The organism is uncultured Parasphingopyxis sp., assembly GCF_937129435.1.
In the GTDB taxonomy this organism is placed as follows: Bacteria; Pseudomonadota; Alphaproteobacteria; order Sphingomonadales; family Sphingomonadaceae; genus Parasphingopyxis.
The window spans coordinates 19,048-44,931 of sequence record NZ_CAKZNF010000007.1; the positions used below are offsets into that span (position 1 = coordinate 19,048).

Sequence of the window (25,884 nt, forward strand, 5' to 3'; positions counted from 1 at the left end):
ACCGGAAAATTGTCATGTTTCGAGTATCCGCATTTTTCGCCCTGATCGGGGCGCTTTTCCTTGTTCCAGCGGCCAACGCCCAACGCCCTTCCTATGACGACGGCGCACCGGTCGCATTCCTCTACGATATGACGGCAGGTGCGATACTTTTCTCGCGCAACGCCGATCGCCGCATTCCACCCGCCTCGATGGCGAAGATGATGACGGCGCATGTCGCCTTTGACCTGATCGACGAGGGCGAGATCACGCTGCAGCAGAATTGCACGGTCCGCCCCGAAACCTGGCGCGAATGGCACGGGCCGAGCGCGGGATCGACGATGTTCCTGTCGCCCGGAGAACAGGTCAGCGTCGAAAACCTGCTCTACGGTATCGTCACGGTGTCGGGGAACGATGCGAGCGTTGTTCTCGCCGAATGTATTTCGGGTACCGAGACCGCCTTTGCCGCGCTGATGAATCGCAAGGCCGAGGAACTGGGACTGAGTAACAGTAATTTCGGCAACGCGACCGGCTGGCCCGACGAGGGACGCAGCTATGTCAGCGCCCGCGACCTCGCCCGGCTCGCCGCCGCGACGATCCGCCGCTATCCCGAAATGTATGCGCAATTCTACGGCCGGCGCGATTTTACCTGGGGTGAGACGATGGGCGGAGAGCCGATCACCCAGCCCAACCGCAATCCGATCATGGGTTCGGTCCGCGGCGCCGACGGCCTCAAGACGGGGCACACCGAGGAGGCCGGCTATGGCTTCACCGGATCGGCCGAGCGGGACGGGCGCCGTCTCGTGATGGTCGTGGCGGGCCTCGACTCCTATAGCGGCCGCATCGCCGAATCGCGCCGTTTCATGGAATGGGGCTTCAACGCTTGGCAGCTTCGCCCGCTTGCGAATCGTGGAGCCCGGATCGGATCGGCGCAGGTGCAGCTGGGCGGTGCAGGCGAGGTCGGCCTCGTCGCACCGCGCAATCTTTCGCTCGCCGTCCCGCAGGGCGCCGGCGATATCGAGAGCGCGACGATTGTGTATCAAGGCCCGGTGCGCGCGCCGATTGCACAAGGCCAGCATATCGCCGACCTTGTCATCCGCACGCCGGATATGCCGCCGCAGCGCATTCCGCTGGTTGCCGAGGAAGCGGTGGCCGAAGCAGGCTTTTTCGGCCGCGTCTGGGCCGGGCTGATGTCGCTTCTGGGGCTCGCGTGACCGGGCACTTCGTTACGCTGGAAGGCGGCGAAGGCGCCGGCAAGTCGACCCAGGCGCGCAAACTGGGGGAATGGCTCCGCGAACAGGGCGAAGAGGTGGTCGAAACGCGCGAGCCGGGGGGAACGCCCGGTGCCGATGCGATCCGCGCACTGATCCTCGATCCGGATACGCCGCTCTCCGCGCTATCCGAAGCGTATTTGTTTGCCGCAGCGCGCGCCGACCATGTCGAAAACGTCATTGCGCCCGCTATCGGCGACGGAAAATGGGTGGTCTGCGACCGCTTCATCGATTCTTCGCTCACCTATCAGGGCGCGGCCGGCGGATTGGGCGTCGAACGGGTGCGCGCGATCAATGCCGATGCGATCGGCGACCACATGCCCGACCTTACAATCCTGCTGGCAACCGATGTCGACACCGGAACGCGCCGCGCCGCGCAGCGCGATGGCGAGCAGGATGACCGCTTCAGCGTCCGCGATGCGCAGTTCCACGAGAAGGTCGCTCAGGCCTTTGCCGAACTTGCCGAGACCGAGCCCGATCGCTTTGCCGTCATCGATGCCAGCCAGCCGATCGACGATGTGGCCGAACGGATCCGCGCTACTGTGCGCGAGCGGCTCCTATGACGCTGTTCGGCCATGACGAGGCGATCGCCGCCTTCGCCGCCGCGATGCAGGGCGACAGGCTCCATCACGCCTGGCTGCTGACCGGCCCGCGCGGCGTCGGTAAGCGGACCTTCGCCGATATGGCCGCGCTACGCTTGCTGGCGGAAGCGGCCGGACCGCCGCCGCAGGGGCCGGGCCTCGAGGTCGCTTCCGATCACCGTATCGCCAAGCTGATCCACGCGCACAGCCATCCCGACTATCGCTGCCTCACGCGACCGCCCAAGGACAAGAAGGAGCGGTCCAAGCCGCTCGACGAACGCGATCCCGATGCGGAGCTGGCGCGCAACATCCCGATCGAATCGGTCCGCGCGCTCCAGCCGCTTCTCGGCTCGACGCCATCGCTTTCCGATCGCCGCGTCATCGTCATCGACGCCATCGACGATATGGAGCGATCAGCAGCCAATGCGCTGCTGAAGAACCTCGAAGAGCCGCCGGCGAAATGCGTCTTCCTGCTCGTCAGCCACAATCCGGGCCGGTTGCTGCCGACGATTCGTTCGCGGTGCCGCCCGCTGCGCTTCGGCCCGCTCGACGATCAGGCGATGGCCGCCGCGTTGCGACAGGCCGAGCCCGATCTGTCACCCGACGACATCGCCGAATTGATCGGAACCGCAAACGGGTCACCCGGCAAGGCACTGGAATTCGCAGGGCTCGATATCGGCGATCTCGAACGAACCATCGATGACATCGTCGCCTATGGCGATGCGGATGGGAGCAAGCGTTCGAAACTGGCGCAACAACTGGCGCTGAAAAAGGCGCAGCCCCGCTACGAAGCGTTTTTGTTGCGCGCGCCGCTGGCCATCGCCCGCCATGCACGCCGGCAGCGAGGCAGGGCACTCGCCCGCTCGCTCGACGCATGGGACGAAGCCCGCCATCTCGCCGGCAGCGCCGGCCCGCTTTCGCTCGACCCGCAAAGCACCGTGTTCACGCTTGCCGGAATGCTCGCCTCGCTCCATGAACCCCGACCATGACCAAGCCGTTCTACATCACCACCGCGATCAGCTATCCCAATGGCAAGCCGCATATCGGCCATGCCTATGAAGCGATCGCGACCGATGCCATCGCCCGCTATCACCGGCTCGCGGGACGCGACGTGCGTTTCCAGACCGGGGTCGACGAGCATGGCCTGAAAATGGTCAAGACGGCACGTGACCGCGGCGTCGAGGTGCGCGACTTCGCCAATGAAATGACGCCGTATTTCATTACGATGTGCGACGTTCTTGACGTGAAATATGATCGTTTCATCCGCACGACCGAAGAGGCGAACCACGCCGCCGCCCAGGCGATCTGGCAGCGGATGAAGGACAGGGGCGACCTCTATCTCGATCGCTACGAAGGTTGGTATTCGGTCCGCGACGAGGCCTATTACGACGAAAAGGAGCTGGTCGAAGGGGAGGGTGGCGAGAAGCTGTCGCCCGAGGGAACGCCGGTCGAATGGACGGTCGAGGAAAGCTGGTTCTTCAAGCTCTCCAAATATCAGGACAAGTTACTGGAATTATACGAGAACAATCCGGACTTTTTGAAACCCGGCGGCCGCCGTAACGAAATCGTCCGGTTTGTCGAAGGCGGATTGCGCGACCTTTCCGTGTCGCGGACGAGCTTCGACTGGGGCGTGAAGGTGCCCGGCGACGAGGCGCACGTCATGTATGTCTGGGTCGATGCGCTGACCAATTATCTCACCGGCCTCGATTTCCCCGATGAAAGCGGTCTCTACGCCAAATTCTGGGGCGAGGGCGCCGAAAGCGTTCACATTATCGGCAAGGATATCGTCCGCTTCCACACGGTTTATTGGCCGGCCTTCCTGATGAGCGCGGGATTGCCGTTGCCGTCGAAGGTCTTCGGCCATGGCTTCGTACTCAACAAGGGCGTCAAGATGTCCAAGTCCGCCGGCAATGTCGTCGACCCGATGGAGCTGGCGACGCGCTATGGTGTCGATCCGTTCCGCTATTTCCTGCTGCGCGAAGTCAGTTTCGGCCAGGACGGGAGCATCAGCGACGAGGCGCTGGTGACGCGCTGCAATGCCGATCTCTCCAACGATCTCGGCAACCTGGCGCAGCGCACCCTGTCGATGATTGCCAAGAATTGCGACGGCAAAGTCCCGGAAATCGGCGCTTCCACGGCCGAGGACGACGCCTTGACGTCACTTCTGGCGGACATCCCGGCGCAGGTCGATGACGCCATGACGTCATTCGCCCTCCATAATGCGCTCGAGGCGATCTGGCGCGGGGTCGGGGAGGCCAATCTCTATATTTCCGAGCAGCAGCCCTGGTCCGTGCGCAAGGAGGATCCGGACCGTGCGGACGCCATCCTCTATCGCTGCGCCGAAGCGGTACGCCGGCTCGCGATCCTTGCGCGATGGGCGATCCCGTCCTCGGCCGACGCCTTGCTCGACCAGCTGGGGCAGGGCGACGACGCCCGCGATTTCGTGGCGCTCGAGACGCCGCTGAAGCCGGGAACGGCGCTTCCGCAACCGCAGGGCGTCTTTCCACGGCTGGAACTCGTCGAAAGCTAGGGTGACAGAGCGGGACGGGACACCTATCTCGGGCCCATGTTCGTCGACAGCCATTGCCACCTGAATTACGAGGGCCTGGTCGAGCGCCAGGACGACGTGCTGCAAAGCGCGCGGAATCGCGGCGTTTCGACAATGCTCAACATCTCCACACGCGAGCGCGAATGGGACGACATCATCGGCACGGCGGAGCGCGAAGGCGATGTATGGGCCTCGATCGGCATTCATCCGCACGAAGCCGATGCCCATCCAGACGTCGATACCGCCAAGCTCGTCGCGAAGGCCGATCACCCGCGCGTCGTGGCAATCGGCGAAACGGGGCTCGACTATTATTACGAGCATTCGGATCGCGAACAGCAAAAACGCAGCTTTCGCAGCCATATAGCGGCATGTCGTGAGACGGGATTGCCGCTCATTGTTCATACGCGCGATGCCGAAGAGGATACCGCCGAGATCCTGACCGAGGAAATGGGGAAGGGCGATTATAAAGGCGTCATCCACTGTTTTACCGCGAGCCACGAATTCGCCGACAAGGCGCTCGATCTCGGCTTTTACATCTCGATTTCAGGCATTGTGACGTTCAAGAACGCAAAGGACCTGCAGGAAACGGCCGCAAAACTGCCGGCGGACCGGCTGCTGATCGAGACCGATTCTCCGTTCCTGGCGCCGGTTCCCAATCGCGGGAAGACGTGCGAGCCGGCCTTCGTGGCCGACACCGCCGCGTTTCTGGCGGATTTGCGTGGTGAATCCGTTGACGAGCTGGCCGCCTATACGACCCGCAATTTTCACACGCTGTTCGACAAGACGGCGTGAAGGTCACGATCCTAGGATGCGGCACATCGTCGGGCGTCCCGCGCATCGGCAATGACTGGGGTGCGTGCGACCCGAACGAGCCGAAGAACCGCCGCCTGAGATCGTCGATCCTGATACAGGCCGACAACACGCATATCCTCGTCGATACCGGTCCGGACCTGCGCCAGCAGCTGCTGAGCAACGATATCGGCCGGGTCGACCATGTCATCTGGACGCATGAGCATGCCGACCATTGTCACGGCATCGACGAGCTGCGGCAGCTCTATTTCGCACTGGGCGGCCCGGTGCCGTGCCATGCGCGCCGCCCCGCATTGCGTGAGATCACCACGCGTTTCCCGTTTGCGTTCGAAGGGAAGGGGCCATATCCCGCCTATGCACAAGCCTTTGAGCTCAGCGATCATGCGGCGCTCGGCAGCGTGCGGTTGCGCGTCGCCGACATGCCGCACGGGCCGATCACTTCTGCTGCGTTGCGCTTTGAATATGCCGGTCATTCAATCGCTTATACAACGGACTTTACAGCACTTCCCGCTCAGGCGCGTGCGTGCGTCGCCGGGGCCGATATCTGGGTCGTCGATGCGCTGCGGCGACGCGAACATCCGACGCATCCGCATCTCTCCCAGGTCCTGGGCTGGATCGACGAGGCAAGGCCGGGGCGGGCGATCTTGACGCATATGGATCACTCGATGGACTATGCGACGTTGGTGGGAGAACTGCCCAAGGGCGTAGAACCCGGATTTGACGGGATGGAGATCGAAATTTGAGCGGAAATGAGGGCGTCGGGCTGATCTGGGGCATCGGCGCCTTGGTGCTCGTCGTCAGTGCGCTGGGCGCGCGGCGGATGCCCTGGGGCCAGACGATCAAGATGGCGCTGGCCTGGATCGTGATTTTCGCGGTCGGCCTGACCGGCTATGCCTTTCGCAACGATATCAAGGCCGCAGCGCTGCGCGTCTGGCACGAAATCGATCCGCCCGAAGCCGTGGCCGAGGGCGAAACGATGCGCATCCGCAAATCGGCCGACGGCCATTTCTGGGTCAATGCGACCATCGATGGGCATGAGGAACGTTTCCTCGTCGATAGCGGCGCGTCCATCACGGCGCTGTCGATCGGCGCAGCGCGACGCGCCGGCATCGAGACCGATAACGGCTTTCCGATGATTATCACGACAGCGAATGGCCCGATCGAAGCGTTCCGCGGTCGCGTTGCCGATTTTCGCGTCGGCACGATCCGGCGCGAAGATCTCGGTATCATCGTCGCCGAGGAATTCGGCGGCATGAACGTCATTGGCATGAATTTTCTTTCGTCCTTGTCGAGCTGGAGCGTCGAGGGGGACTGGCTCGTCCTGACGCCATGAATGCAATTAAATTTAACATAATGTATATTATCGGGATTATATGACAAAGCCCCCCGGAGCCCCCTCGGCCGCGGAAGAGCTGGCGAAACGCCATGATAACGCAGGCGGCGCATTGCTCGCGCTTGCCGATATCATGCGGGCGTTGCGCGATCCGGAAACGGGCTGTCCATGGGATGTCGCCCAGGATTTCGGGACGATCGCGACTTATACGATCGAGGAAGCCTATGAGGTCGCCGATGCGATCGAACGCGGCGATATAGACGCGCTCAAGGACGAACTTGGCGACTTGCAGCTCCAGGTCGTCTTCCACGCGCGCATGGCCGAAGAATCCGGTCATTTTTCGCTGGCCGACGTCATCGACGCGATCAACGGCAAGATGGTCCGGCGCCATCCGCATGTGTTCGGCAACGGAGACGCGGCGCCGGGCTGGGAGGCGATCAAGGAGCAGGAGAGGGCGGAGAAGGGCAGTGACAGCGCGCTGGATGGGGTGGCGAGCGCCCTCCCCGCCCTGCTCCGCGCCGAAAAGCTTCAGAAACGCGCCGCCCGTACCGGCTTCGACTGGCCCGATGCCGACGGCCCCAGGGCAAAGATCGCCGAAGAACTGGACGAGATCGCCGCTGCGAAGTCCGAGGCGGAACATATTGAAGAAATTGGCGATCTTCTCTTCGCTGTCGTCAACTATGCGCGCCATCTCGGCGTCGATGCGGAAGCGGCACTGCGATCTGCGAACGCCAAGTTCGAACGCCGTTTCAAGTCCATGGAAGATCAGGCCGGCGATGCCTTTGCCGGCTTGTCACTCGAGGAAAAGGAAGCGTTGTGGCAGCGCGCCAAGCAACCTCGCTAGACGGCGATTCGCCCCTGAAAGCGTTCCCAGTCGATCTGCGAGAGCTTGACGTCGATGTGCAGCGTATCGCCGTCGACATCCTGCGCGAGAACATTGCCGTTGCGGTGCAGCCAGGCGAGATTCTCGCCATCCGCCAGCGGCAGGTCGACATGATGCACGGCGCTGCCGAGATCGAGCGTCGCAGCCATCAGCTCGCGTAGCGGATCGACACCCTCCCCGCTCAGCGCCGACACCATCGCGATATCGCGCCGGTCCTCCGCCATGTCCTCGAGCAGCTTGCGGTCGCTTTCGTCGAGCCGGTCGATCTTGTTCCAGACCTCGATCATCGGCGCGCTATCCCCCTCCCCGATCGCACCGATTTCGGTGAGGACATTTTCGACATCCGCCTTCTGCGCCTCGCTCTCGGAATGCGAGATATCGCGGACATGGACGATCAGATCCGCGGCATTAACCTCTTCGAGCGTCGCGCGAAACGCGGCCACAAGCTGCGTCGGGAGGTCGGATACGAATCCCACCGTGTCCGACAGGATCGCTTTGTCGAGGCCGGGCAGGGAAATCTCTCGCATCGTCGGGTCGAGCGTTGCGAAGAGCAGGTCTTCCGCCATGACGTCACTTCCCGTCATCCAGTTAAAAAGTGTCGATTTTCCGGCATTGGTATAACCGACCAAGGCGATCACCGGCCACGGCGCCTTCTGCCGCCTCGCCCGGTGCAGGCTGCGTGTCTTACGCACCTGCTCCAGATCCTTACGGAGCTTGGCCATGCGATCCCGGATCATCCGGCGGTCGGCCTCGATCTGCGTTTCGCCCGGGCCACCGAGAAAGCCGAAGCCGCCTCGTTGCCGCTCGAGGTGCGTCCATGACCGCACGAGCCGGCCCGCCTGATAATCGAGATGCGCGAGTTCGACCTGCAACCGCCCTTCGGCCGTCGCGGCTCGCTCGCCGAAGATTTCGAGGATCAATCCGGTTCGGTCGATGACCTTGGCCTTCATCTCCTCTTCGAGCGTCTTTTGCTGGATCGGCGTAATCGCCGCGTCGATGATGACCAGTTCGGCCTCTGCGGCGCGCGCCGTTGCGGCGAGACGCTCGACCTGGCCCTTGCCCATCAGACTGGCCGGGCGGACCTGCCGGACGGCGACTGCCTCGCGCTCGACGACATCGATCCCGATCGCTTCGGCAAGACCGGCGGCCTCGTCGAGCCGCGCTTCGGCGTCGCGTGCATGATCAGATCCCAGATCGGGATAGATCAGGAAGGCGCGCGCACCGCGCGCAAATCCTTCGTCATCACCGCGTTCGAAAAGGCTCACTCGTCCTCGGCAGGCTCTGTCGACCCGAGATCGACCGGATTGTCCGGCTGGATCGTCGAAATCGCATGTTTGTAGACGAGCTGCGACTGGCCGTCGCGGTTGAGCAGAAGGCAGAACAGGTCATAAGCCGCCACTTCGCCCTGCAGCATCACGCCGTTGACGAGGAACATCGTAACAGGATCCTCCTCGCGCTTCACAGCATTGAGAAAGATCTCCTGCAACAGGCTGGGCTTCTTGTTGTTTTTGATGCCGTCGGCGATCTCCGACATGTCGAGCGGCCCGCCTGGCATCACCGTCGAGATGGCGTGCTTGTAGACGAGCTGCGACTGCCCGTCCCGCCGAAGCAGCACGGAAAAATTGTCGAACCAGGTGATGATACCCTGCAATTTCACACCCTTGACGAGAAACATCGTCACCGGGGTCTTGTTCTTTCGCAGCGTGTTGAGAAACAGGTCCTGAAGGATGTTCACTTTGTCAGCCATTGAAGCGGCTCCTGTTATTGGCGGGTCGCGGCCCGCGGGGCATCGTTGATCGACGTCTTTCGATCAGGCACATCCGCGCCTGCCCGACAATCTAGGTGCACTGCAGCGTAAGCGCAATCAGCCGTCGCTTTTCTTGCTTTCGTTCAGTCCGAGCGACTTGAGTTTGCGGTGAAGCGCAGAGCGTTCCATCCCGATAAACGTCGCAGTGCGCGAGATGTTTCCCGAAAAGCGGCGAATCTGCACACGCAGATATTCGCGTTCGAACGTCTCGCGTGCCTCGCGCAGCGGCGTGCCCATGATCTGGGCCGCATTGGCATTGCTCGCCATGGGTACCTGATCGTCGACGATCTCGGGTGGCAGCATATCGACATCGATCCGTGCGATCCTATCGCCCGGCGCGAGGATGATCGTCCGCTCGACGATATTGCGGAGCTGGCGGACGTTGCCCGGCCATTCATAGGCCTGCATGGCGGCGATGGCCTCGTCCGAAATTTCCGGATTCGGCACCCGCCTTTCCGACGCATAGCGCGCGGCGAAATGTTCGATTAGCGCCGGAATATCCTCACGCCGCTCCGCCAGCGGCGGGAGATGTACCGGCACGACATTCAGCCGGTAGAACAGGTCTTCGCGAAACCTGCCTTCGGCGATCTCTTGCTCCAGATCCTTGGCGGTGGCCGACACGACACGCACATCGACATTCACCATCCGCTGGCCGCCGACCCGGGTAAAGCGCTGATCGGTCAAGACACGGAGCACGCGCGCCTGCGTCGTGAGCGGCATGTCACCGATCTCGTCGAGAAACAGCGTGCCGCCATGTGCCTGTTCGAGAAGGCCGGGACGCGGCCCCGATTCGTCTTCGGCGCCGAACAGTTCCTCTTCCATCCGCTCGGGCGTCATGCGCGCCGCGCTGACGACGATAAACGGCGCGTCGGCGCGCGAGCTCCAGCTGTGGAGCAATCGCGCGGCGACTTCCTTGCCGACGCCCGCGGGCCCGGTGATCAGCACGCGGCTACCTGTCCCGGCGACGCGCTTCAATGTCGCTCGCACGCCGTTGATCGCACTCGAATTACCGTTGAGTTCGTCTTCCTGCCCGACGCGCGCTTTCAACGCCTCATTCTCGCGCCGAAGCCGATCGGTTTCGGTGGCGCGCGACACGAGATGCAGCAGCCGCGCCGCCTCGAACGGCTTTTCGATGAAATCGACGGCGCCGCGCCGGATCGCGGCAACGGCGGTGTCGATATTGCCGTGGCCCGAGATCATCAGGACCGGCAGGGTCGGATCGCGCCGCTTGATCTCGTCGAGCAGGTCGAGACCGTCGAGCTTCGATCCCTGCAGCCACACATCGAGCAGGACGAGCGAGGGACGGCGGTCGTCCATCGCCGCCAGCGCTTCGTCGCTGTTCGTCGCGGTGCGCGCCTCATAGCCTTCGTCTTCGAGCACGCCGGCCACAAGCTCGCAAATGTCGCGTTCGTCGTCGACGACGAGGATTTCGAGCGCCATGATCAGTCTTCCTCTTTGGGTTTACGGGTCAGGCGGGAGAGATTCGTATCGTCCTCCCCTTCCCCGCCATCGCCCCCCGTCAGCGGTGCGAGCGTCGCGAGATCGAGCATGATGCGTACACGCGCGCCGCCGCCCGGACGATCGGTGAAGGCGATCGTGCCGAAATGCTCCTCGACGATCTTCTTGACGATCGCCAAACCCAGCCCCGTGCCACTTTCGCGCGTCGTCATATAGGGTTCGGTCAGACGCTCGCGCTCGGCGGGAAGGCCGATGCCATTGTCCGCCACTTCGATACACAATCGATGATCGTCCGCTTCGGCCGTCAGCGTAATCGTGCCACCCGACTCCCCTTCCCCATATTTCTGCTCGACCGCCTCGACGGCGTTCTTGACGACATTGGTCAGCGCCTGACCAAGCTGGCGGCGGTCGCAGACGAGTGAGGGCAGATCCTCCGGCGCATCGAGCGTGAAGTCGATCTCCGGATGCGCGACCTCGTGAAGGAACAGCGCCTGCCGTGCGAGATCGAGCACCGACTCCTCCCGGAACACGGGCTTGGGCATCCGTGCGAAGGACGAAAATTCGTCGACCATGCGCCGAAGATCGCCGACCTGGCGGACGATCGTCCCGGTCAGTTTCTCGAAGACGCCTGCCGCCTCGGCATCCTCATGCTGGCCGAACCGCCGCTGCAGGCGTTCGGCGGCGAGCTGGATCGGCGTCAGCGGGTTCTTGATCTCATGCGCGATACGGCGCGCGACATCCGACCAGGCGGCACGGCGCTGGTCGAGAAGCTGCTGCGTGATGTCGTCGAATGTCAGCACATGGCCGCCCTGATCTGCGACCACGCGCACCGCGAGCGTCCGCGGCTCGCCGTCGACGGCAAGCTGTATGATCTGCTGGCCGGCACCCGCATCGAGAAGCTTGTCGAGTTCGGGCGCGACATCGGCCAGCGCCGCGTTCATCAACTCCTCCTCCCTCGCACGGAGTTTCTCCGCCGCCGAGCTGTTGACGAGACGGATCCGGCGTCCACCATCGACCGAGACGACGCCTGCACTGACACTGGAGAGAACCGCCTCGGTAAAGGCGCGGCGGCTGTCGAGCTGGTCGTTTGCGGTGACCAGTTCCGCCGTCTGGCCCTCCAGCGTCCCCGTCATGCTGTTGAACGCCGTGGCGAGCGTGCCGATCTCGTCCTGCCGGGCAACCTCGGGGACGCGGGTCGTGAGGTCGCCGCCCGCAACCTTGCGCGCGGCTTCGACGAGCGCGCTTACGGGCCGCACGAGGCGATCCGCGACATTTAGCGCGATCCAGATGGCCGCGGCAACGATCAGCAAGGAAATGACGAGCAAGGCCGCGTTGAACCGCAATTGCATGGCGCGGCCTTGATCGATCAGCTGGTCGTAATCGCTCAGAATCGCCTGGGCGCGTTCGGTCTGCAACTGCATCTGCGGGTCAGAAGCACGCGAGGCATAAATCAGATATTCTGGGTTTCCGCCGAACTGGGCGATTGCTTCAAAGCGGTTGCCCGCATCATTGTGCGCCGACTCGCTTTCGGCATCGACCAATCCGATGAGCGCCGCGGTAAGGCGCGGTTCAAGCGATGCTTCGTCGGGATTGACAAGAGCAACGGTCTGGATCGCTCCGTCTTCATCAACGGTGAAGATCGTGGCGTCGGACAGTTCCCGTGCATAAACTTGGAACGCGAAATTGTCTTGGAATTCAGGGCTCTCAAATGAAAGTCTTTCGGCCAATGGAGCCAAGTCCATACCCATTGTGACGGTCTCGGCCTCCACCTCCTCCAGGCTCTCGATGTAGAAATCCTGGGCGAGGCTGCCGGCATTTTCCAGCGTGTCGCGCGCGCGTTCGGAAAACCAGAATTCGACGCCGTACTGGAAGAGGATCGAGGCGAAGATCACGACCAGAAGCGTGGGCACGGCGGCAATCGCCGAAAAGAGCGCGACGAGGCGCACATGAAGCCGCCCCTTGCCGCCGATCGGCGATCGCGCCGCCCTTCCCTGCGCGATGCGCCGCGCGATCAGCACCATCAGCAACATGGCCGGAACGAGGATCGCAACGAGCAGCGCCGCCGTAAGGAACGGCGTCAGCAAGACGTCGGTCGAGCCTTGTCCGGTCAGGATGAAATAGGCGGCAACGCAAATGCCGATCAGGATCGCGGACGTCGCAACCTCGATCGACGGAATAAACCATGGCCGCGCGCGCAAGCTGGCGAAAACGCCCTCTTCCTCAGCATCGATCTGCGTCGCCTCGCTCGCCATCGTGGCGCGCGTATCACAGAGGCGTTGCGGAGAAAACACAGTTTCGCTGCAAACGGGCAACAGTGCGGCGCGCTGGACACTCTGTCCGGCGCAAATCCGGCTGCATCAGGCGGCTTCGCGGGTCATCCAGGGGCCATAGAAATCCGCAAGCATCTGCCGGACAACCGCGGGATCGCCCTCCTGATTGGCCTTGTTGCGGAATTCCGCGGAGCCGTGCAGCCCCTTGGTATACCAGCCGAGATGCTTGCGCGCGAATTTTACGCCAACGTCCTCGCCATAATGGTCGAGCATCTCGCAATAATGCGCGTCGATGGCCTGATATTGTTCGTCGAGGCCCGGATCGGGGCGGCGTTCGCCGGTCGCAAACCAGTGCATCATCTGGCTGAGCAGCCATGGTTTGCCATAGGCGCCGCGGCCCACCATCACGCCGTCCGCACCCGACTGTCGCAACGCCTCTTCGGCATCCTCGATCGAGCAGATATCGCCGTTGACGATGACGGGAATGTCGACCGCTTCCTTGACGCTCGCCACGAACGACCAGTCGGCATGGCCCTTGTACATCTGGCAGCGGGTGCGGCCGTGCACCGTCACCATCCGCGCGCCGAGATCCTGCGCGATCCGCGCCAGTTCGGGCGCGTTGCGGCTGTGATCGTCCCACCCGGTCCGCATCTTCACAGTCACCGGCACATCGACCGCCTTCACGGTCGCATCGATCAGCGCGGCAGCGAGCTTGGGCTCGCGCATCAGCGCCGATCCGGCGTCGCCATTGACGACCTTGCGGACGGGACAGCCCATATTGATGTCGATGATTGCCGCGCCGCGCTCTTCGTTCAGCCGCGCGGCTTCCGCCATGACGTCGGGCTCACGGCCGACAAGCTGCATCGAGACCGGATCCTCGATCGGGTCCCATAGCGACTTCTGCACCGCCTGACGCGTCTCGCGGATCATCGCCTGACTCGCCACCATTTCGGTGACGTTGAGACCCGAGCCATAGCGCCGCACCAGCCGGCGGAACGGCCGGTCGGTGACGCCGGTCATCGGCGCGAGGATTACCGGGCTGGAAATCGTCACGGGGCCGATCTGGATGGGCGCAAGGCGTGTCATGATGCGCGCGCATCTAGGGAAAAAGCCGGTGGCGGGCAAGGTGCGGCTCGGCTAAGCGCATCCCATGTCTGCCGAACAACCTGTGGTGGCCCTTATCGTCGCGGCCGGGTCGGGGAGCCGTGCCGGCGCGGGCGTTCCCAAACAATATCGCGAGATCGACGGCAAGGCCGTGCTCGCTCATGCCTTCGACGCGCTCGCCGCTCACCCGGCCATCGATCAGGTCCGGGTCGTCATCGGCGCGGAACAGGAAGACCGTTTTGCAAAAGCCCTGTCCGGGCGCCCCCTCGCCCCGCCCATCACCGGCGGAAATACGCGTCAGCAGTCGGTGCGGCTCGGGTTGGAGGCGATCGCCGAAAGCGGCGGCGCCGACCTTGTCCTGATCCACGACGCGGCACGCCCGTTCCTGCCTGCAGCCGTGGTCGACCGGCTGATCGAAGCCTGTGCGGAAAACGCCGCCGTTATCCCTGCCCTCCCCGTCACCGACAGCCTCGCGCGGTCCGATGGCGGCGGTGCGCGGCGAGAGGATTTCGTCGCGGTGCAGACGCCGCAAGCCTTTCGCTTCAACGAGATACTGCGTGCGCACCGGTCACCGGATCGGCCGGAGCACGCGACCGACGACGCCGAAATCGTCCGCGCCGCCGGGATTTCGGTCGCGATCGTCGAAGGCGACCGCTCGCTCGACAAGCTGACGTTCGAGGAGGATTTCGCGGGGCGGGAGGCAATCAGGCCCGCAACGCGCGTCGGTATGGGCTATGACGTCCACGCTTTCGCGCCGGGCGACAGCCTGTGTCTCGGCGGCATCGAAATCGCCCATGATCGCACGCTGGCCGGCCATTCGGATGCGGACGTTGCGCTGCATGCGCTGACCGACGCGATTCTCGGTGCGCTCGGTGAAGGCGATATCGGCACACACTTCCCGCCATCCGACCCTCAATGGCGCGGCGCGCCGTCGCATCGTTTCCTTTCGCACGCGGCATCGCTGGCCGCCGCAGCCGGCTATGCGATCGCTCATTGCGACGTGACAATCATCTGCGAAGTACCGAAAATCGGCCCGCATCGGGATGCGATGCGGGCGCGGATTGCCGACATATTAAGCATCGATGCGAGCACCGTCAGCGTGAAGGCGACGACGACCGAGGGCTTGGGCTTTACGGGGCGGCGCGAAGGCATCGCCGCACAAGCTGTCGCGACCCTGTCGGCGAAGAATTGACGGAAGCGCACTGGCCAATCGGATACAGGCCGGGCAAATGGCGGCGATGAGCGATATTGAAACCTTGCTTCCGGCCAAGATCGTCGCGACCGCGCGGCGCGTCATCGAAGCCAATCGCAAGGCCGGGCTTCGCATTGCGGCGGCCGAAAGCTGCACCGGCGGGCTGGTCGGTGCGGCGTTGACGGAAATTCCTGGATCATCCGATGTTTTCGAGACCAGCTTCATCACTTATTCTAACGACGCCAAGCGTGACATTCTCGGCGTCCACCAGGATCTGCTCGCGACATTCGGTGCGGTCTCGCCTGCCGTTGCCTGGGCGATGGCGGTCGGAGCGCTCGAACACAGCGGGGCAGATGTCGCGGTGTCGATCACGGGCGTCGCCGGGCCCGGCGGCGGCAGCGAAAAGAAGCCCGTCGGAACGGTCGTCTTTTCAAAAGCGCGGCGCGGCGACGATCCCGAAAACGTCGTCGCCGATCAGAAGCAATTTGCCGACAATGGCCGCGGCGGCGTGCGCGCTCAGGCGACGCTTTGGGCGCTCGAATTGCTGATGCCCGACGCGCGCGTCGATGAATTGCCGTAGAGTTCATTGGCGCGCGCTTCGAAGGCGCTTGTCATCTTGCGAAGCGCCTTGTCGAAAAACTGGCCCGCGAGCGATTCGAACACCCGGTTCTTGAACGCGAAATCGACGGTGAAGCCCAGCTCGCAGCCCGTTTCGGTCGGCGTGAACACCCACTCGTTATGCAGGAATTTGAGCGGGCCATCGATATAGTCGACCGCGATCCGTTCGGGCCGCGCTTTCTGGACCTTCGACGTGAAGGTCTCGCGCAGCGATTTGAATCCGACGATCATGTCAGCAAGCATTTCGGTCTCGCTGTCGCTGCGAATGCGCGTCGCGACCACCCAGGGCAGGAATTCGGGATAGCGCCCGACATCGGCGACGAGGCCGAACATCTGCTCGGCCGTATAGGGCAGCTTTCGCGTTTCGCTGTGTCGCGGCATCGTCAGGCCCGGGCGAGCCTTTCTTCGCGCGCCGCGCGGAGCCGTTCGAAATCGTCACCGGCATGGTAGCTCGATCGGGTCAGCGGGCTCGACGCAACCAGCAGAAAGCCCTTGGCGCGGGCAATGCCGGCATAGGCGTCGAACGCCTGCGGGCTCACGAAATCGGCAACCTTGGCGTGCTTCGGCGTCGGCTGGAGATACTGGCCCATGGTCAGGAAATCGATATCGGCCGAGCGCATGTCGTCCATCACCTGATGGACCTCCATCCGCTCCTCGCCAAGGCCGAGCATGATACCGGACTTGGTGAAGATCGACGGGTCGTGCGCCTTTACGTCCTCGAGCAGCCTGAGCGAGGCATAGTAGCGCGCGCCGGGCCGAATCGTCGGATAAAGCCGCGGCACGGTTTCGAGATTGTGGTTGTAGACGTCGGGCCGGGCCTCGACGATGCTCTCGACCGCCGCCCGCGCCTTGTTGCGGAAATCGGGCGTCAGGATTTCGATCGTCGTGTCGGGGGTTGTCGAACGCAACGCCTCGATCACCTTCACGAACTGCGATGCGCCGCCATCGGGCAGGTCGTCGCGATCGACCGAGGTGACGACGATATGCTCAAGGCCGAGTTTCGCCGCCGCATCGGCGACATGCTGCGGCTCGCTGGCATCGACGGTGCGCGGCATCCCGGTCTTCACATTGCAAAAGGCGCAGGCCCGCGTGCAGACATCGCCGAGGATCATCACCGTCGCATGCTTTTTCGACCAGCATTCGCCGATATTCGGGCAGGCGGCCTCCTCGCACACGGTATTGAGGCTCAACTCGCGCATCAGCTTGCGCGTCTCGCTGAACGTCTGGCCCACCGGCGCCTTGACGCGCAGCCAATCGGGCTTGCGGGTGCGGCGCGCCGGCGGCATGGACGGGTCGGCAACGGGCAGTTCGGTCATGCGCGGGAGATAGCGATGCCGAAGCCCTCTTGCTACCCCCGCCATGCTCTGCCAGCAGGACATCCATGACGCTATTCACCGATCTGATCGCCGGTTACCGGCGCTTTCGCGACTCTCACTGGCAGCGCGAGCGCGCGCGCTGGTCCGAATTGGCCGAGGGGCAAAGCCCCAAGGTCATGATCATCGCCTGTTCCGACAGCAGGGTCGATCCGACGCAGATATTCGATGTCTCTCCGGGCGAGATCTTCGTCGTCCGGAATGTGGCCGCGCTTGTGCCGCCCTTCGAGACGGGCGGGGGGCGCCATGGCGTTTCGGCCGCGCTCGAATTCGCAGTGACCCAGCTCGAGGTCGAGGAAATCGTCGTCATGGGGCACGGCATGTGCGGCGGCTGCCAGGCCGCGCTGACCGCGAATTTCGCCGATGCGGCGCCGGGCGAAGGCGGCTTCATCGCGCACTGGATCGACCTGCTCGACGAAGCGCGCGAAACCGTGATCGCCGAACATGGTTCCAAGGGCGATACCGCCGTCCACGCGATGGAGCATGAGGCGATCAAGGTCAGCCTCGCCAACCTGCGCAGCTTTCCTTTCGTGACCGATCGGGAGGCCGACGGACGGCTCAAACTGCACGGCGCCTGGTTCGCGATTTCCAGCGGGATGCTGCACACGCTCGACGAAGAGACAGGCGCCTTCTCGCCTGCCTGACGGGACGGACGATTTTTCGATTGCGCTGTGCCCGCCGTCGCGGCAACAAAGCGCGGGCACAATGTATCGGTGTTCTAAGCCCGGGTCGCTTTACCGCGGAGTTGGAACATGAGCCGCAATACCTTCTGGATCATCGTGATCTTCGTCGCCGCCATCGTGGGTGCCATGCTCGGCCCGACGATCCTGGGCGACCTGGACCCCGAAACGGTGATCATCATCGCCATTGTCTTCCTCGCCGTCTTCATCGGCATCATCGTTTATTCGCTTTCGGCCAACAAGGCGCCGCCCAAGGCCTCGGCCGAGCAGATTGCCGCCACGCGCTCGCCCCCTCCAGCGGGAAAGGGGCGCATCTACATCGTTCGTCGCGGCCTTGTCGGTGCGGCGCAGGGGATGAACGTCGCGATCGACGGGTTCGGATCGAGCCAGCTCAAATCCAATCGCTTCGTCATGGCCGAAGTCGATCCCGGCACGCATCATATATCGGCCAATATGGCGCGAGGCGGCAAGAAGTCGGCGGCCGCAATGGATGTGGCCGTGGCTGAGGGAGAAAGCGTGTTCGTCGACGCCATGCTCGAAATGGGAATGATGCGCGGCACCACGGTCCTCACGATCATCGACAAGGGACAAGCGCAATCGAAGCTGGAAGGTGCAAAGATGCTGAGCTGGAAGCCGGCCTGACCTGAGAACTCGGCACTCTCCCCTGCCCTAGCCAATCGCCGGTCGCCTGCTATGAGGCGGCGATGCCGACCGGACAGTTGATCACCCTCTCGCTCTATTTCGTGCTGATGCTTGGCATCGGTCTCTATGCATGGCGCAAATCGACTGACAGTAGCGAAGGCTATCTGCTGGGCGGGCGGCAGCTTTCACCGGCCGTGGCGGCGCTTTCGGCCGGCGCGTCGGACATGTCGGGCTGGTTGCTGCTTGGCCTGCCGGGCGCGCTCTATGCGGCAGGGCTGGTCGAGGCATGGATCGGTATCGGGCTATTTGCCGGTGCGCTGGTCAACTGGATCGTGGTCGCGCCGCGGCTGCGCGAGCAGACCGAGCGGCTTGGCAATGCCCTGACCATCCCCGAATATCTCGCCAACCGCTTTCCGGACGCCGCCCTCGCGCTGCGCGTCGTGAGCGCTCTCATCATCGTCATCTTTTTCGCGGTTTACACGGCATCCGGTCTGGTCGCCGGGGGCAAGCTGTTCGACACGAGCTTTGCCGGCCTGTTCGGCGATGTCAGCGGGATGAGCGACTATATGCTGGGGATATGGCTGACGGCGGGCGTCGTGCTCGCCTACACCATGGTGGGCGGGTTTCTGGCCGTCAGCCTGACCGATTTCGTTCAAGGCTGCATCATGGTCGTGGCCCTGGTGCTGATGCCGCTTGTGGTGATGTTCGGCCCCGGCGGTAGCGCGGGCGAATCGCTGACGCAGGTGCAGCCCGGTTTTCTCGATATCGGCTTCAACCTGACGACGATCGGGTTTCTTTCGGCAGTGGCTTGGGGGCTCGGCTATTTCGGCCAGCCGCATATCATCGTCCGCTTCATGGCGATCCGGAGCGTGAAAGAGGTTCCGGCCGCGCGCAATATCGGCATGGCCTGGATGTTCGTCTGCCTGTTGGGCGCAATCGGCGTCGGGCTGGCGGGGCGCGCCTATGCCGTGCGAAACGGCATCGCGGTCGAAGATCCCGAGACGATTTTCATCGTCCTTGCCGAACTGCTTTTCCACCCCCTCATCACGGGCTTCCTTCTCGCCGCACTGCTTGCCGCCGTCATGTCGACGATCAGTTCGCAGCTGCTCGTGTCGTCGAGTTCGCTGACCGAAGACTTCTACAAGCTCTTCCTCCGCAAACAGGCGAGCGAACGCGAAAGCGTGACGGTCGGCCGGATCAGCGTGCTGCTCGTCGCGCTCGTCGCCATCTGGATCGCCAGCGACCCAGAAAGCGAAGTGCTGGGGCTCGTATCCAACGCCTGGGCCGGATTCGGCGCCGCCTTCGGACCGCTGATCCTGCTGTCGCTGACCTGGGGCCGGATGACCGGCGCGGGCGCGGTGGCGGGGCTTGTCACCGGCGCGGGCGTGGTGATCGCCTGGATCGTGCTGGGCTGGAATAGCGCGTTCCTCGGCGGCGACGGCGTCTACGAGATCATTCCCGGCTTCCTCGCCGCATTCATCGCAATCCTCGCCGTCAGCGCCATAACGCAAAAGCAGGAAGCGGCCGACGCCAGCTAGCGAGCAGCTCTCTCGCTCTTCGCAATGCGTCTCGATGCTGTTATTCTGACGCGCGGAGATTGTGATGGCGCGACGCGGCATGAGCAAAAGCAGGACAACCTTCTACACTGGCCTTGTCATCATCGTTACATTCGGAATCACGATCTACGCTCAGTGGAATGAAATCTCGGACGCCTTTGGCTGGAACGAAGCCGAATATGTGACCTATGCCGAAGGCGACCCGGTCGTGCATTTCGTCAACAGCCGGGATCGTCCGGCTTCCGCGCAGAACGCCGCCCGGTTCATCCCCTTCGAATTCGACTATCCCGCCAGCTGGGACGACTGGCCGGGCCGCGAAGGAACCACCGTCTTTCTGACGGGACCCAAATATCGCGGCGCCGACACGCGTATGTTGATGATCGCGCCGGTCATGCTGACGCGTCCCGGCGCGCAGGGCGAACAGCGGCGCGAATCGATCCGCGAGGTCATGGACCAGATCGCGACAAGCTTCGGGGGGAGCAGCCAGGATTTCCAGCTACTCTCGTCCGGCCCGCAAATGCTGGGCGACCGCGAAACGACAGGATTCCGATTCGCCTATCTCGAACGGCCCGATCCCGGCGAAGGCGGCGATCCCATGCGGTTGTTCGGGCGCGGCGATATCGTTTTTCCCGCCGAGGGAGACCTTGGTATCTACGTGATCGCGCTCGGCACGGAGGCGGCACCCGAATTCTTCACCTCGGCCGATATCGACGATGATCCGGGGTTTACGCTGGTCTTCGATACGTTGCGGATCGGAGAAGCAGAGCTGGGCCACGGAAAGGCGGCGGAATAGCGCGGTTGCCCCTGTTCGACGCACGTCCGGCCCGCTAGGACGCGGGCATGGCACGCGAAAATCATGGCGATAATCCGAACATCGCCCTTCTCATCGACTCCGACAATGCGTCGCACCAGGGCATTGACCCTGTCCTCACCGCCTTGGCCGAGCTTGGCACGGTCAATATCCGCCGCGCCTATGGGAACTGGCGCAAACAGTCGCTGAAGGGCTGGGTCGATATCCTGCACAAATACGGGATCGAGCCGCAGCAGCAGTTCGATCTGACGCGCGGCAAGAACGCGACCGACATGAAGATCACCATCGATGCGATGGACCTGCTCTATTCGCGCCGCGTCGACGGCTTCGGCATCATGAGCTCGGACAGCGATTTCATGCCGGTAGCGATGCGGATTCGGCAGGATGGCCTGCCCGTTTACGGCTTCGGCGCGGCCAAGACCCCCGACGGGTTCAAACAGGCGTGCACGCGCTTCATCGACGTCGATGCGCTGATCAAGGCCGAAAAGGCCCAGCACAGCGACAACGGCAAGAGCAGCAGCGACGGCGTAATTGACGACGAGCTCATCGCCCTCCTCGCCGACGCCTACACGGCCAGCAAGCGCGACGATCGCGGCTATGCCAGCCTGTCCGCAGTGGGCCAGCGCGCGGGCAACCGGTCGAGCTTCGACGCCCGCAATTACGGCTTTTCGACTTTGTCCGAGATGTTCGAGGCTGCGCCCAATTTCACGACCGAACGCCGCGACAACGGCCAGATCTTCGTCAAACGCGTTCGATAGCCATACCGCCTTTGTGCGTCGGGCGCTTTTCAATCCCGCCCGAACTGGCTAACCCCTGAATTGCAGGGGTCGCGAATGTTTCGAAACTATTCGCATGAGGGGAATAAACATGAACGAATATCTGACTTTCGACAAATTCATCACGCCGATCTTCATCCAGATCATCTTCTGGCTCGGCGTCGCAGCCATCGTCATTTTGTCACTGTTGAGCATCGTCAACGGCGCTGCCCTTCCCGGCCTGCTCATGCTGATCATCGGCCCGCTCGTCTGGCGTATGTACACCGAACTGATGCTCGTGATCTTCAAGATCAACGACAACCTCTCCGCCATCCGCAAGCGCGGCGAAAATGAGGGCGCCTTCAAATAGGAGGGGGCCTCCAAAGAGAGAAAGGGGGGCGGGTCGCCGATGGCGCCCCGTCCCTTTTCATTTGGCCGCGGCGTCAGGGCTCGCACTTTGGCAGGCGGCGCCGGATATGCGAAACCGACACGATGATCGCCCGCCGTCTCGAAATCCATGGCCGCGTCCAGGGCGTTTTCTACCGCGATTGGACCGTCAAAAGCGCCCGTGAGCTCGGCCTTGCCGGTTGGGTCCGCAATCGCCTCGACGGCACGGTCGAAGCGGTCGTTCAAGGTGAAGCAGATGCCGTTGAGCGGATGATTGCCCTGGCGCAGAATGGCCCGCCAGCGGCGAATGTCGACCGTATCGATGTCGCGGAAACGACCGTCGGGGCGATCACGGGTTTCGAGAAGCGGTCGACCCGCTGAAAACTCCGCGCCGCGCGACCCTCTGGAACGCGGACGGCCCTCCACACATTGATATGGTGAAGGAGATCATCATGACCAACACCCGCACCGAAACAGCCAAACGCCATGACGACGGCGATCTTGTGGACCAAGCCGAAAACGCTCCCGATCAGCAAGGCCGCGCCGGCGGCGACAAGAGCAAGTCCGTCGGCACGCGCGACGAACACAAGCGCGTCGACGATCCCGACACGACGACCGGCGTCGACAAGGCCGACGACCGTGCGGACGTGAAGCCCAATGAGACGGGTGGGAATGCTTAGCGGGTAAGCTTCTTGTAGCTCATCCGGTGCGGCCTGTCGGCTTCGTCGCCCAGCCGCCGTCGCTTGTCCTCCTCATAGGCCTCGAAATTGCCCTCGAACCATTCGACATGGCTGTCGCCTTCGAAGGCGAGGATGTGGGTCGCGAGGCGGTCGAGGAAGAAGCGATCGTGCGAGATGACCACGGCGCAGCCGGGGAAATTTTCGATCGCCTCTTCGAGCGCACCGAGGGTTTCGACGTCGAGGTCGTTGGTCGGTTCGTCCAATAGAAGAACGTTTCCGCCCTGCTTCAGCATCTTCGCCATATGGACGCGGTTGCGTTCGCCGCCCGATAGCTTGCCGACATTCTTCTGCTGGTCCTGGCCCTTGAAGTTGAAGGCGCCGACATAGGCGCGCGTCGACACGTCGTGACCGTTGACCTTCATGTAATCGAGCCCGTCGGAGATCTCCTCCCAAACGTTCTTCGAGCCGTCGAGATGCGCGCGGCTCTGGTCGACATAGCCGAGGCGAACCGTGTCGCCGATCTCGATCTTGCCGCTATCGGGCTCTTCCTGGCCGGTGATGATCTTGAACAGCGTCGACTTGCCCGCGCCGTTTGGGCCGATGACACCGACGATGCCGCCCGGCGGCAGCATGAAATCAAGATCCTCGAACAACAGCTTGTCGCCATAGGCCTTGGTCAGCCCTTTCGCCTCGATCACCTGGCCGCCAAGCCGCTCGGGCACCTGGATCACGATCTGCGCCTTGCCGGGCTTGCGATCGAGCTGTTCGTCCTGGAGCTGCTCGAACTTGCGGATACGCGCCTTCGACTTGGTTTGCCGCGCGGCGGGCGTTTGCCGGATCCATTCGAGTTCGCGGGCGAGTGCCTTCTGGCGGCCGCTTTCCTCGCGGTCCTCCTGCGCCATGCGCTTGGCCTTCTTCTCGAGATAGGTCGAGTAGTTGCCCTCATAGGGATAATAGGAGCCGCGATCGAGTTCGAGAATCCAGCCAACCACATTGTCGAGGAAATAGCGATCGTGCGTGATCATCAGCACGGCGCCCTCATATTCCTTGAGGTGATTTTCGAGCCAGGCGACGCTTTCGGCGTCGAGATGGTTGGTCGGCTCGTCGAGCAGCAGGATGCGCGGCTTTTCGATCAGCAGCCGCGTCAGCGCCACGCGGCGCTTCTCGCCGCCCGACAGGGTTTCCACGCTCATGTCGCTCGGCGGACAGCGCAGCGCGTCCATCGCAATTTCGAGCTGGTTGTCGAGCGTCCAGCCATCGACCGCATCGATCTTTTCCTGGAGCGTGCCCATTTCCTCCATCAGCGCGTCGAAATCGGTGTCGTCCTTGGGATCGCCCATTTCCGCGCTGATCGCGTTGAACCGCTCGACCATATCGGCGGTCTCGCGCGCACCGTCCTTTACGTTTTCGAGCACGGTCTTGTCGGGATCGAGTTCGGGCTCCTGCGGCAGATAGCCGACGGTGATGTTCTCGCCGGGCCAGGCCTCGCCGGCGAAATCGGTGTCGATTCCGGCCATGATCTTCATCAGCGTCGATTTGCCCGCGCCGTTGGGGCCGACGATGCCGATCTTCGCGCCCTGATAGAATTGGAGGTTGATGTTGCTCAGCACCGGCTTGGGGGCGCCAGGGAAGGTCTTGGTCATGTCCTTCATCACGAAGGCATATTGCGCGGCCATCGGTCGTTTCGTCCTTGGAATAGCGATATTGGAAGTCGCCGTGCATCTAGAGATCGGGGGGCGCGTTGGCAAACGCCTTTGCCCCGGTTAAGGCCCATGGCCATGAACAAGCTCCCCCTGCTCCTGATCGCCGCCCTCCCCTCGCTCGCCAACGCACAGCTCAGCGACGAACGGATCGCCGAATTGCGCGACCAGGCACTCGCCGAAGACGAAATCGCCTGGGACATCGCCGCAGGCCTGTCGACCGAAGTCGGCCAGCGTATGGCGGGGACGGAGGCCGAGGCGCGAGGACGCGCCTGGGCTGTCGAACATTTGCGCGAATACGGCTTTTCGAATCCGCGCATCGAAACCTACCAGATGCCGACCTGGGTGCGGGGCGAGGAGCGTGCGCGGATCGTCTCACCCTTTCCTCAGTCCTTTCATGTGACGGCCCTGGGCCGCAGCGCCGCGACGCCGCGCGAAGGCATTACGGCGGAGGTCGTCGGCTTCGATAGCGTCGCAGCCTTGCAGGCGGCCGAGCCCGGCAGCCTCGACGGCAGGATCGCCTATGTGACGCACCACATGGAACGGACGCAGGACGGGTCGGGCTACGGCTTTGCCGGGCCGGTGCGCTGGATCGCACCGTCGCTCGCCGCCGAACGCGGCGCGATCGGCATTGTCATCCGCTCCGTCGGCACCGACGATCATCGCAACCCGCATACGGGCGGTACCAATTGGGCCGACGGTGTTGAACCGATTCCGGCGGGTGCGCTCTCCAACCCCGATGCCGACAATCTCGATCGCATGCTGTCGACCGGCGAAACGATCACGATGAACCTCGTGCTGACCCCGCGCGACCTGGGGCAGCAGGAATCGGGCAATGTCCTCGCCGAAGTACCGGGAAGCGACCCCGATGCCGGTATGGTGGTCGTCGCCTGCCATCTCGACAGTTGGGATCTCGGCACGGGCGCAATCGACGATGCGTCGGGCTGCGGGATTGTGACGGCGGCCGCGCATCGTTTCCTTGAGCGTGGAATGCGACCCCGGCGGTCCATCCGGCTCCTATGGGCCGGTGCCGAAGAGGTCGGACTGTTCGGCGCGCGCGCCTATTTCGAGGCACATCGGCAGGAATTCCATGCGCTTGCCGCCGAATCGGATTTCGGCGCCGACCGCGTCTGGCGCGTCGAGTTCGACCTTCCCGACGGCGCCGAGGAGGACGCAGCGCGGCTGACGCGGCTGCTCGCTCCGCTCGGCATTCCGCGCGGATCGTCCCCTGCCACCGGCGGCGCCGATATTTCACCGCTCGTCGCCGACGGCACTTGGGTGATCGACCTGCAACAGGACGGCACGCGCTATTTCGATCTGCATCACACGCCCGATGACACGCTCGACAAGGTCGACCCCGTCCAGCTGCGCCAGAATGTCGCCGCCTGGGTAACCATGCTGGCGGTGATGGCGAACAGCGACGCCGATTTCGCACCGCCAGCCCGGTAA

27 protein-coding genes are annotated in these 25,884 nt (G+C 63.3%); 19 read left to right on the forward strand and 8 right to left on the reverse strand.

Annotated elements, in window-relative coordinates:
* Nucleotides 1–14 precede the first annotated feature (14 nt).
* From Q0139_RS01805 to mazG, 8 genes are read left to right on the forward strand one after another with little or no spacing between them, the layout of a single operon-like run.
* A complete protein-coding gene (locus Q0139_RS01805; RefSeq protein ID WP_298016405.1) occupies nucleotides 15–1,190 on the forward strand; it encodes a D-alanyl-D-alanine carboxypeptidase family protein in 1,176 nt (391 codons plus the stop codon).
* The gene (gene tmk / locus Q0139_RS01810) at nucleotides 1,187–1,810 is read left to right on the forward strand and encodes a dTMP kinase (RefSeq protein ID WP_298016408.1); all 624 of its coding nucleotides are present in this window, start codon (nucleotides 1,187–1,189) and stop codon (nucleotides 1,808–1,810) included. The genes Q0139_RS01805 and tmk overlap by 4 nt, the downstream gene beginning before the upstream one ends.
* Nucleotides 1,807–2,817: a DNA polymerase III subunit delta' gene (locus tag Q0139_RS01815; RefSeq protein ID WP_298016410.1), complete on the forward strand. Its 1,011-nt coding sequence runs from the start codon at nucleotides 1,807–1,809 to the stop codon at nucleotides 2,815–2,817. The genes tmk and Q0139_RS01815 overlap by 4 nt, the downstream gene beginning before the upstream one ends.
* Nucleotides 2,814–4,358, forward strand: coding sequence for a methionine--tRNA ligase (gene metG, locus Q0139_RS01820; protein WP_298016413.1), 1,545 nt, complete (start codon nucleotides 2,814–2,816; stop codon nucleotides 4,356–4,358). The genes Q0139_RS01815 and metG overlap by 4 nt, the downstream gene beginning before the upstream one ends.
* A 36-nt stretch (nucleotides 4,359–4,394) precedes the next feature.
* On the forward strand, nucleotides 4,395–5,168 hold the full coding sequence (locus Q0139_RS01825; RefSeq protein ID WP_298016416.1) for a TatD family hydrolase: 774 nt from the start codon (nucleotides 4,395–4,397) through the stop codon (nucleotides 5,166–5,168).
* The gene (locus tag Q0139_RS01830) at nucleotides 5,165–5,929 is read left to right on the forward strand and encodes an MBL fold metallo-hydrolase (protein ID WP_298016418.1); all 765 of its coding nucleotides are present in this window, start codon (nucleotides 5,165–5,167) and stop codon (nucleotides 5,927–5,929) included. The genes Q0139_RS01825 and Q0139_RS01830 overlap by 4 nt, the downstream gene beginning before the upstream one ends.
* Complete coding sequence (locus Q0139_RS01835; protein ID WP_298016420.1) at nucleotides 5,926–6,519, forward strand: TIGR02281 family clan AA aspartic protease; 594 nt, start codon at nucleotides 5,926–5,928, stop codon at nucleotides 6,517–6,519. The genes Q0139_RS01830 and Q0139_RS01835 overlap by 4 nt, the downstream gene beginning before the upstream one ends.
* A gap of 40 nt (nucleotides 6,520–6,559) precedes the next feature.
* Nucleotides 6,560–7,363, forward strand: a complete 804-nt coding sequence (gene mazG, locus Q0139_RS01840) for a nucleoside triphosphate pyrophosphohydrolase (RefSeq protein WP_298016423.1) — start codon at nucleotides 6,560–6,562, stop codon at nucleotides 7,361–7,363.
* Here mazG and hflX read toward each other — a convergent pair.
* The 5 genes from hflX to dusB form a co-directional block, all read right to left on the reverse strand.
* A complete protein-coding gene (gene hflX, locus Q0139_RS01845) occupies nucleotides 7,360–8,667 on the reverse strand; it encodes a GTPase HflX (RefSeq protein WP_298016426.1) in 1,308 nt (435 codons plus the stop codon). The genes mazG and hflX overlap by 4 nt on opposite strands.
* Nucleotides 8,664–9,149, reverse strand: coding sequence for an RNA chaperone Hfq (gene hfq, locus Q0139_RS01850; protein ID WP_298016428.1), 486 nt, complete (start codon nucleotides 9,147–9,149; stop codon nucleotides 8,664–8,666). Before hfq ends, hflX begins: the two co-directional genes overlap by 4 nt.
* 117 nt (nucleotides 9,150–9,266) lie before the next feature.
* The gene (locus Q0139_RS01855; RefSeq protein WP_298016430.1) at nucleotides 9,267–10,649 is read right to left on the reverse strand and encodes a sigma-54 dependent transcriptional regulator; all 1,383 of its coding nucleotides are present in this window, start codon (nucleotides 10,647–10,649) and stop codon (nucleotides 9,267–9,269) included.
* Nucleotides 10,650–10,651: 2 nt separating this feature from the next.
* Nucleotides 10,652–12,919 carry an ATP-binding protein gene (locus Q0139_RS01860; protein WP_298016433.1) on the reverse strand — a complete coding sequence of 756 codons (2,268 nt, stop codon included), beginning with the start codon at nucleotides 12,917–12,919 and terminating at the stop codon, nucleotides 10,652–10,654.
* Between the two features lie 105 nt (nucleotides 12,920–13,024).
* Nucleotides 13,025–14,023: a tRNA dihydrouridine synthase DusB gene (dusB, locus tag Q0139_RS01865; RefSeq protein WP_298016436.1), complete on the reverse strand. Its 999-nt coding sequence runs from the start codon at nucleotides 14,021–14,023 to the stop codon at nucleotides 13,025–13,027.
* A 64-nt stretch (nucleotides 14,024–14,087) separates the two neighbouring features.
* Between dusB and Q0139_RS01870 the strand changes: the two genes are divergently transcribed.
* Nucleotides 14,088–15,233 (forward strand): bifunctional 2-C-methyl-D-erythritol 4-phosphate cytidylyltransferase/2-C-methyl-D-erythritol 2,4-cyclodiphosphate synthase, encoded by a 1,146-nt coding sequence (locus Q0139_RS01870; RefSeq protein WP_298016439.1) that lies wholly within the window; start codon nucleotides 14,088–14,090, stop codon nucleotides 15,231–15,233.
* A gap of 46 nt (nucleotides 15,234–15,279) precedes the next feature.
* Complete coding sequence (locus Q0139_RS01875) at nucleotides 15,280–15,813, forward strand: CinA family protein (RefSeq protein ID WP_298016442.1); 534 nt, start codon at nucleotides 15,280–15,282, stop codon at nucleotides 15,811–15,813.
* Here the strand turns inward: Q0139_RS01875 and Q0139_RS01880 are convergent.
* Nucleotides 15,750–16,232, reverse strand: coding sequence for a type II toxin-antitoxin system RatA family toxin (locus Q0139_RS01880; RefSeq protein WP_298016445.1), 483 nt, complete (start codon nucleotides 16,230–16,232; stop codon nucleotides 15,750–15,752). The two genes, Q0139_RS01875 and Q0139_RS01880, sit on opposite strands and share 64 nt — an antisense overlap.
* Before the next feature lie 2 nt (nucleotides 16,233–16,234).
* On the reverse strand, nucleotides 16,235–17,167 hold the full coding sequence (lipA, locus tag Q0139_RS01885) for a lipoyl synthase (RefSeq protein WP_298016447.1): 933 nt from the start codon (nucleotides 17,165–17,167) through the stop codon (nucleotides 16,235–16,237).
* A 65-nt stretch (nucleotides 17,168–17,232) separates the two neighbouring features.
* On the opposite strand from lipA, the gene Q0139_RS01890 reads away from it, so the two are divergent.
* The 8 genes from Q0139_RS01890 (at nucleotide 17,233) to Q0139_RS01925 (ending at nucleotide 22,735) form a co-directional block, all read left to right on the forward strand.
* Nucleotides 17,233–17,868, forward strand: a complete 636-nt coding sequence (locus Q0139_RS01890) for a carbonic anhydrase (protein ID WP_298016450.1) — start codon at nucleotides 17,233–17,235, stop codon at nucleotides 17,866–17,868.
* A gap of 108 nt (nucleotides 17,869–17,976) precedes the next feature.
* A complete protein-coding gene (locus tag Q0139_RS01895; protein WP_298016452.1) occupies nucleotides 17,977–18,546 on the forward strand; it encodes a hypothetical protein in 570 nt (189 codons plus the stop codon).
* Between the two features lie 62 nt (nucleotides 18,547–18,608).
* Nucleotides 18,609–20,084: a sodium/proline symporter PutP gene (gene putP, locus Q0139_RS01900; RefSeq protein WP_298016454.1), complete on the forward strand. Its 1,476-nt coding sequence runs from the start codon at nucleotides 18,609–18,611 to the stop codon at nucleotides 20,082–20,084.
* Between the two features lie 79 nt (nucleotides 20,085–20,163).
* Nucleotides 20,164–20,895, forward strand: coding sequence for a hypothetical protein (locus tag Q0139_RS01905; protein WP_298016457.1), 732 nt, complete (start codon nucleotides 20,164–20,166; stop codon nucleotides 20,893–20,895).
* 47 nt (nucleotides 20,896–20,942) lie between these two features.
* Entirely contained in the window at nucleotides 20,943–21,671 is a 729-nt protein-coding gene (locus tag Q0139_RS01910) for an NYN domain-containing protein (protein WP_298016460.1), read from the forward strand.
* Between the two features lie 109 nt (nucleotides 21,672–21,780).
* Complete coding sequence (locus Q0139_RS01915) at nucleotides 21,781–22,038, forward strand: DUF4282 domain-containing protein (protein WP_298016463.1); 258 nt, start codon at nucleotides 21,781–21,783, stop codon at nucleotides 22,036–22,038.
* Nucleotides 22,039–22,160: 122 nt separating this feature from the next.
* A complete protein-coding gene (locus Q0139_RS01920) occupies nucleotides 22,161–22,436 on the forward strand; it encodes an acylphosphatase (RefSeq protein ID WP_298016466.1) in 276 nt (91 codons plus the stop codon).
* Between the two features lie 71 nt (nucleotides 22,437–22,507).
* Nucleotides 22,508–22,735, forward strand: a complete 228-nt coding sequence (locus Q0139_RS01925; RefSeq protein WP_298016469.1) for a hypothetical protein — start codon at nucleotides 22,508–22,510, stop codon at nucleotides 22,733–22,735.
* On the opposite strand, the gene ettA is transcribed toward Q0139_RS01925, so the two are convergent.
* A complete protein-coding gene (gene ettA, locus Q0139_RS01930; RefSeq protein ID WP_298016493.1) occupies nucleotides 22,732–24,411 on the reverse strand; it encodes an energy-dependent translational throttle protein EttA in 1,680 nt (559 codons plus the stop codon). The two genes, Q0139_RS01925 and ettA, sit on opposite strands and share 4 nt — an antisense overlap.
* A gap of 102 nt (nucleotides 24,412–24,513) precedes the next feature.
* Here ettA and Q0139_RS01935 point away from each other — a divergent pair, with 102 nt between their 5' ends.
* Nucleotides 24,514–25,884, forward strand: a complete 1,371-nt coding sequence (locus Q0139_RS01935) for a M28 family peptidase (RefSeq protein ID WP_298016496.1) — start codon at nucleotides 24,514–24,516, stop codon at nucleotides 25,882–25,884.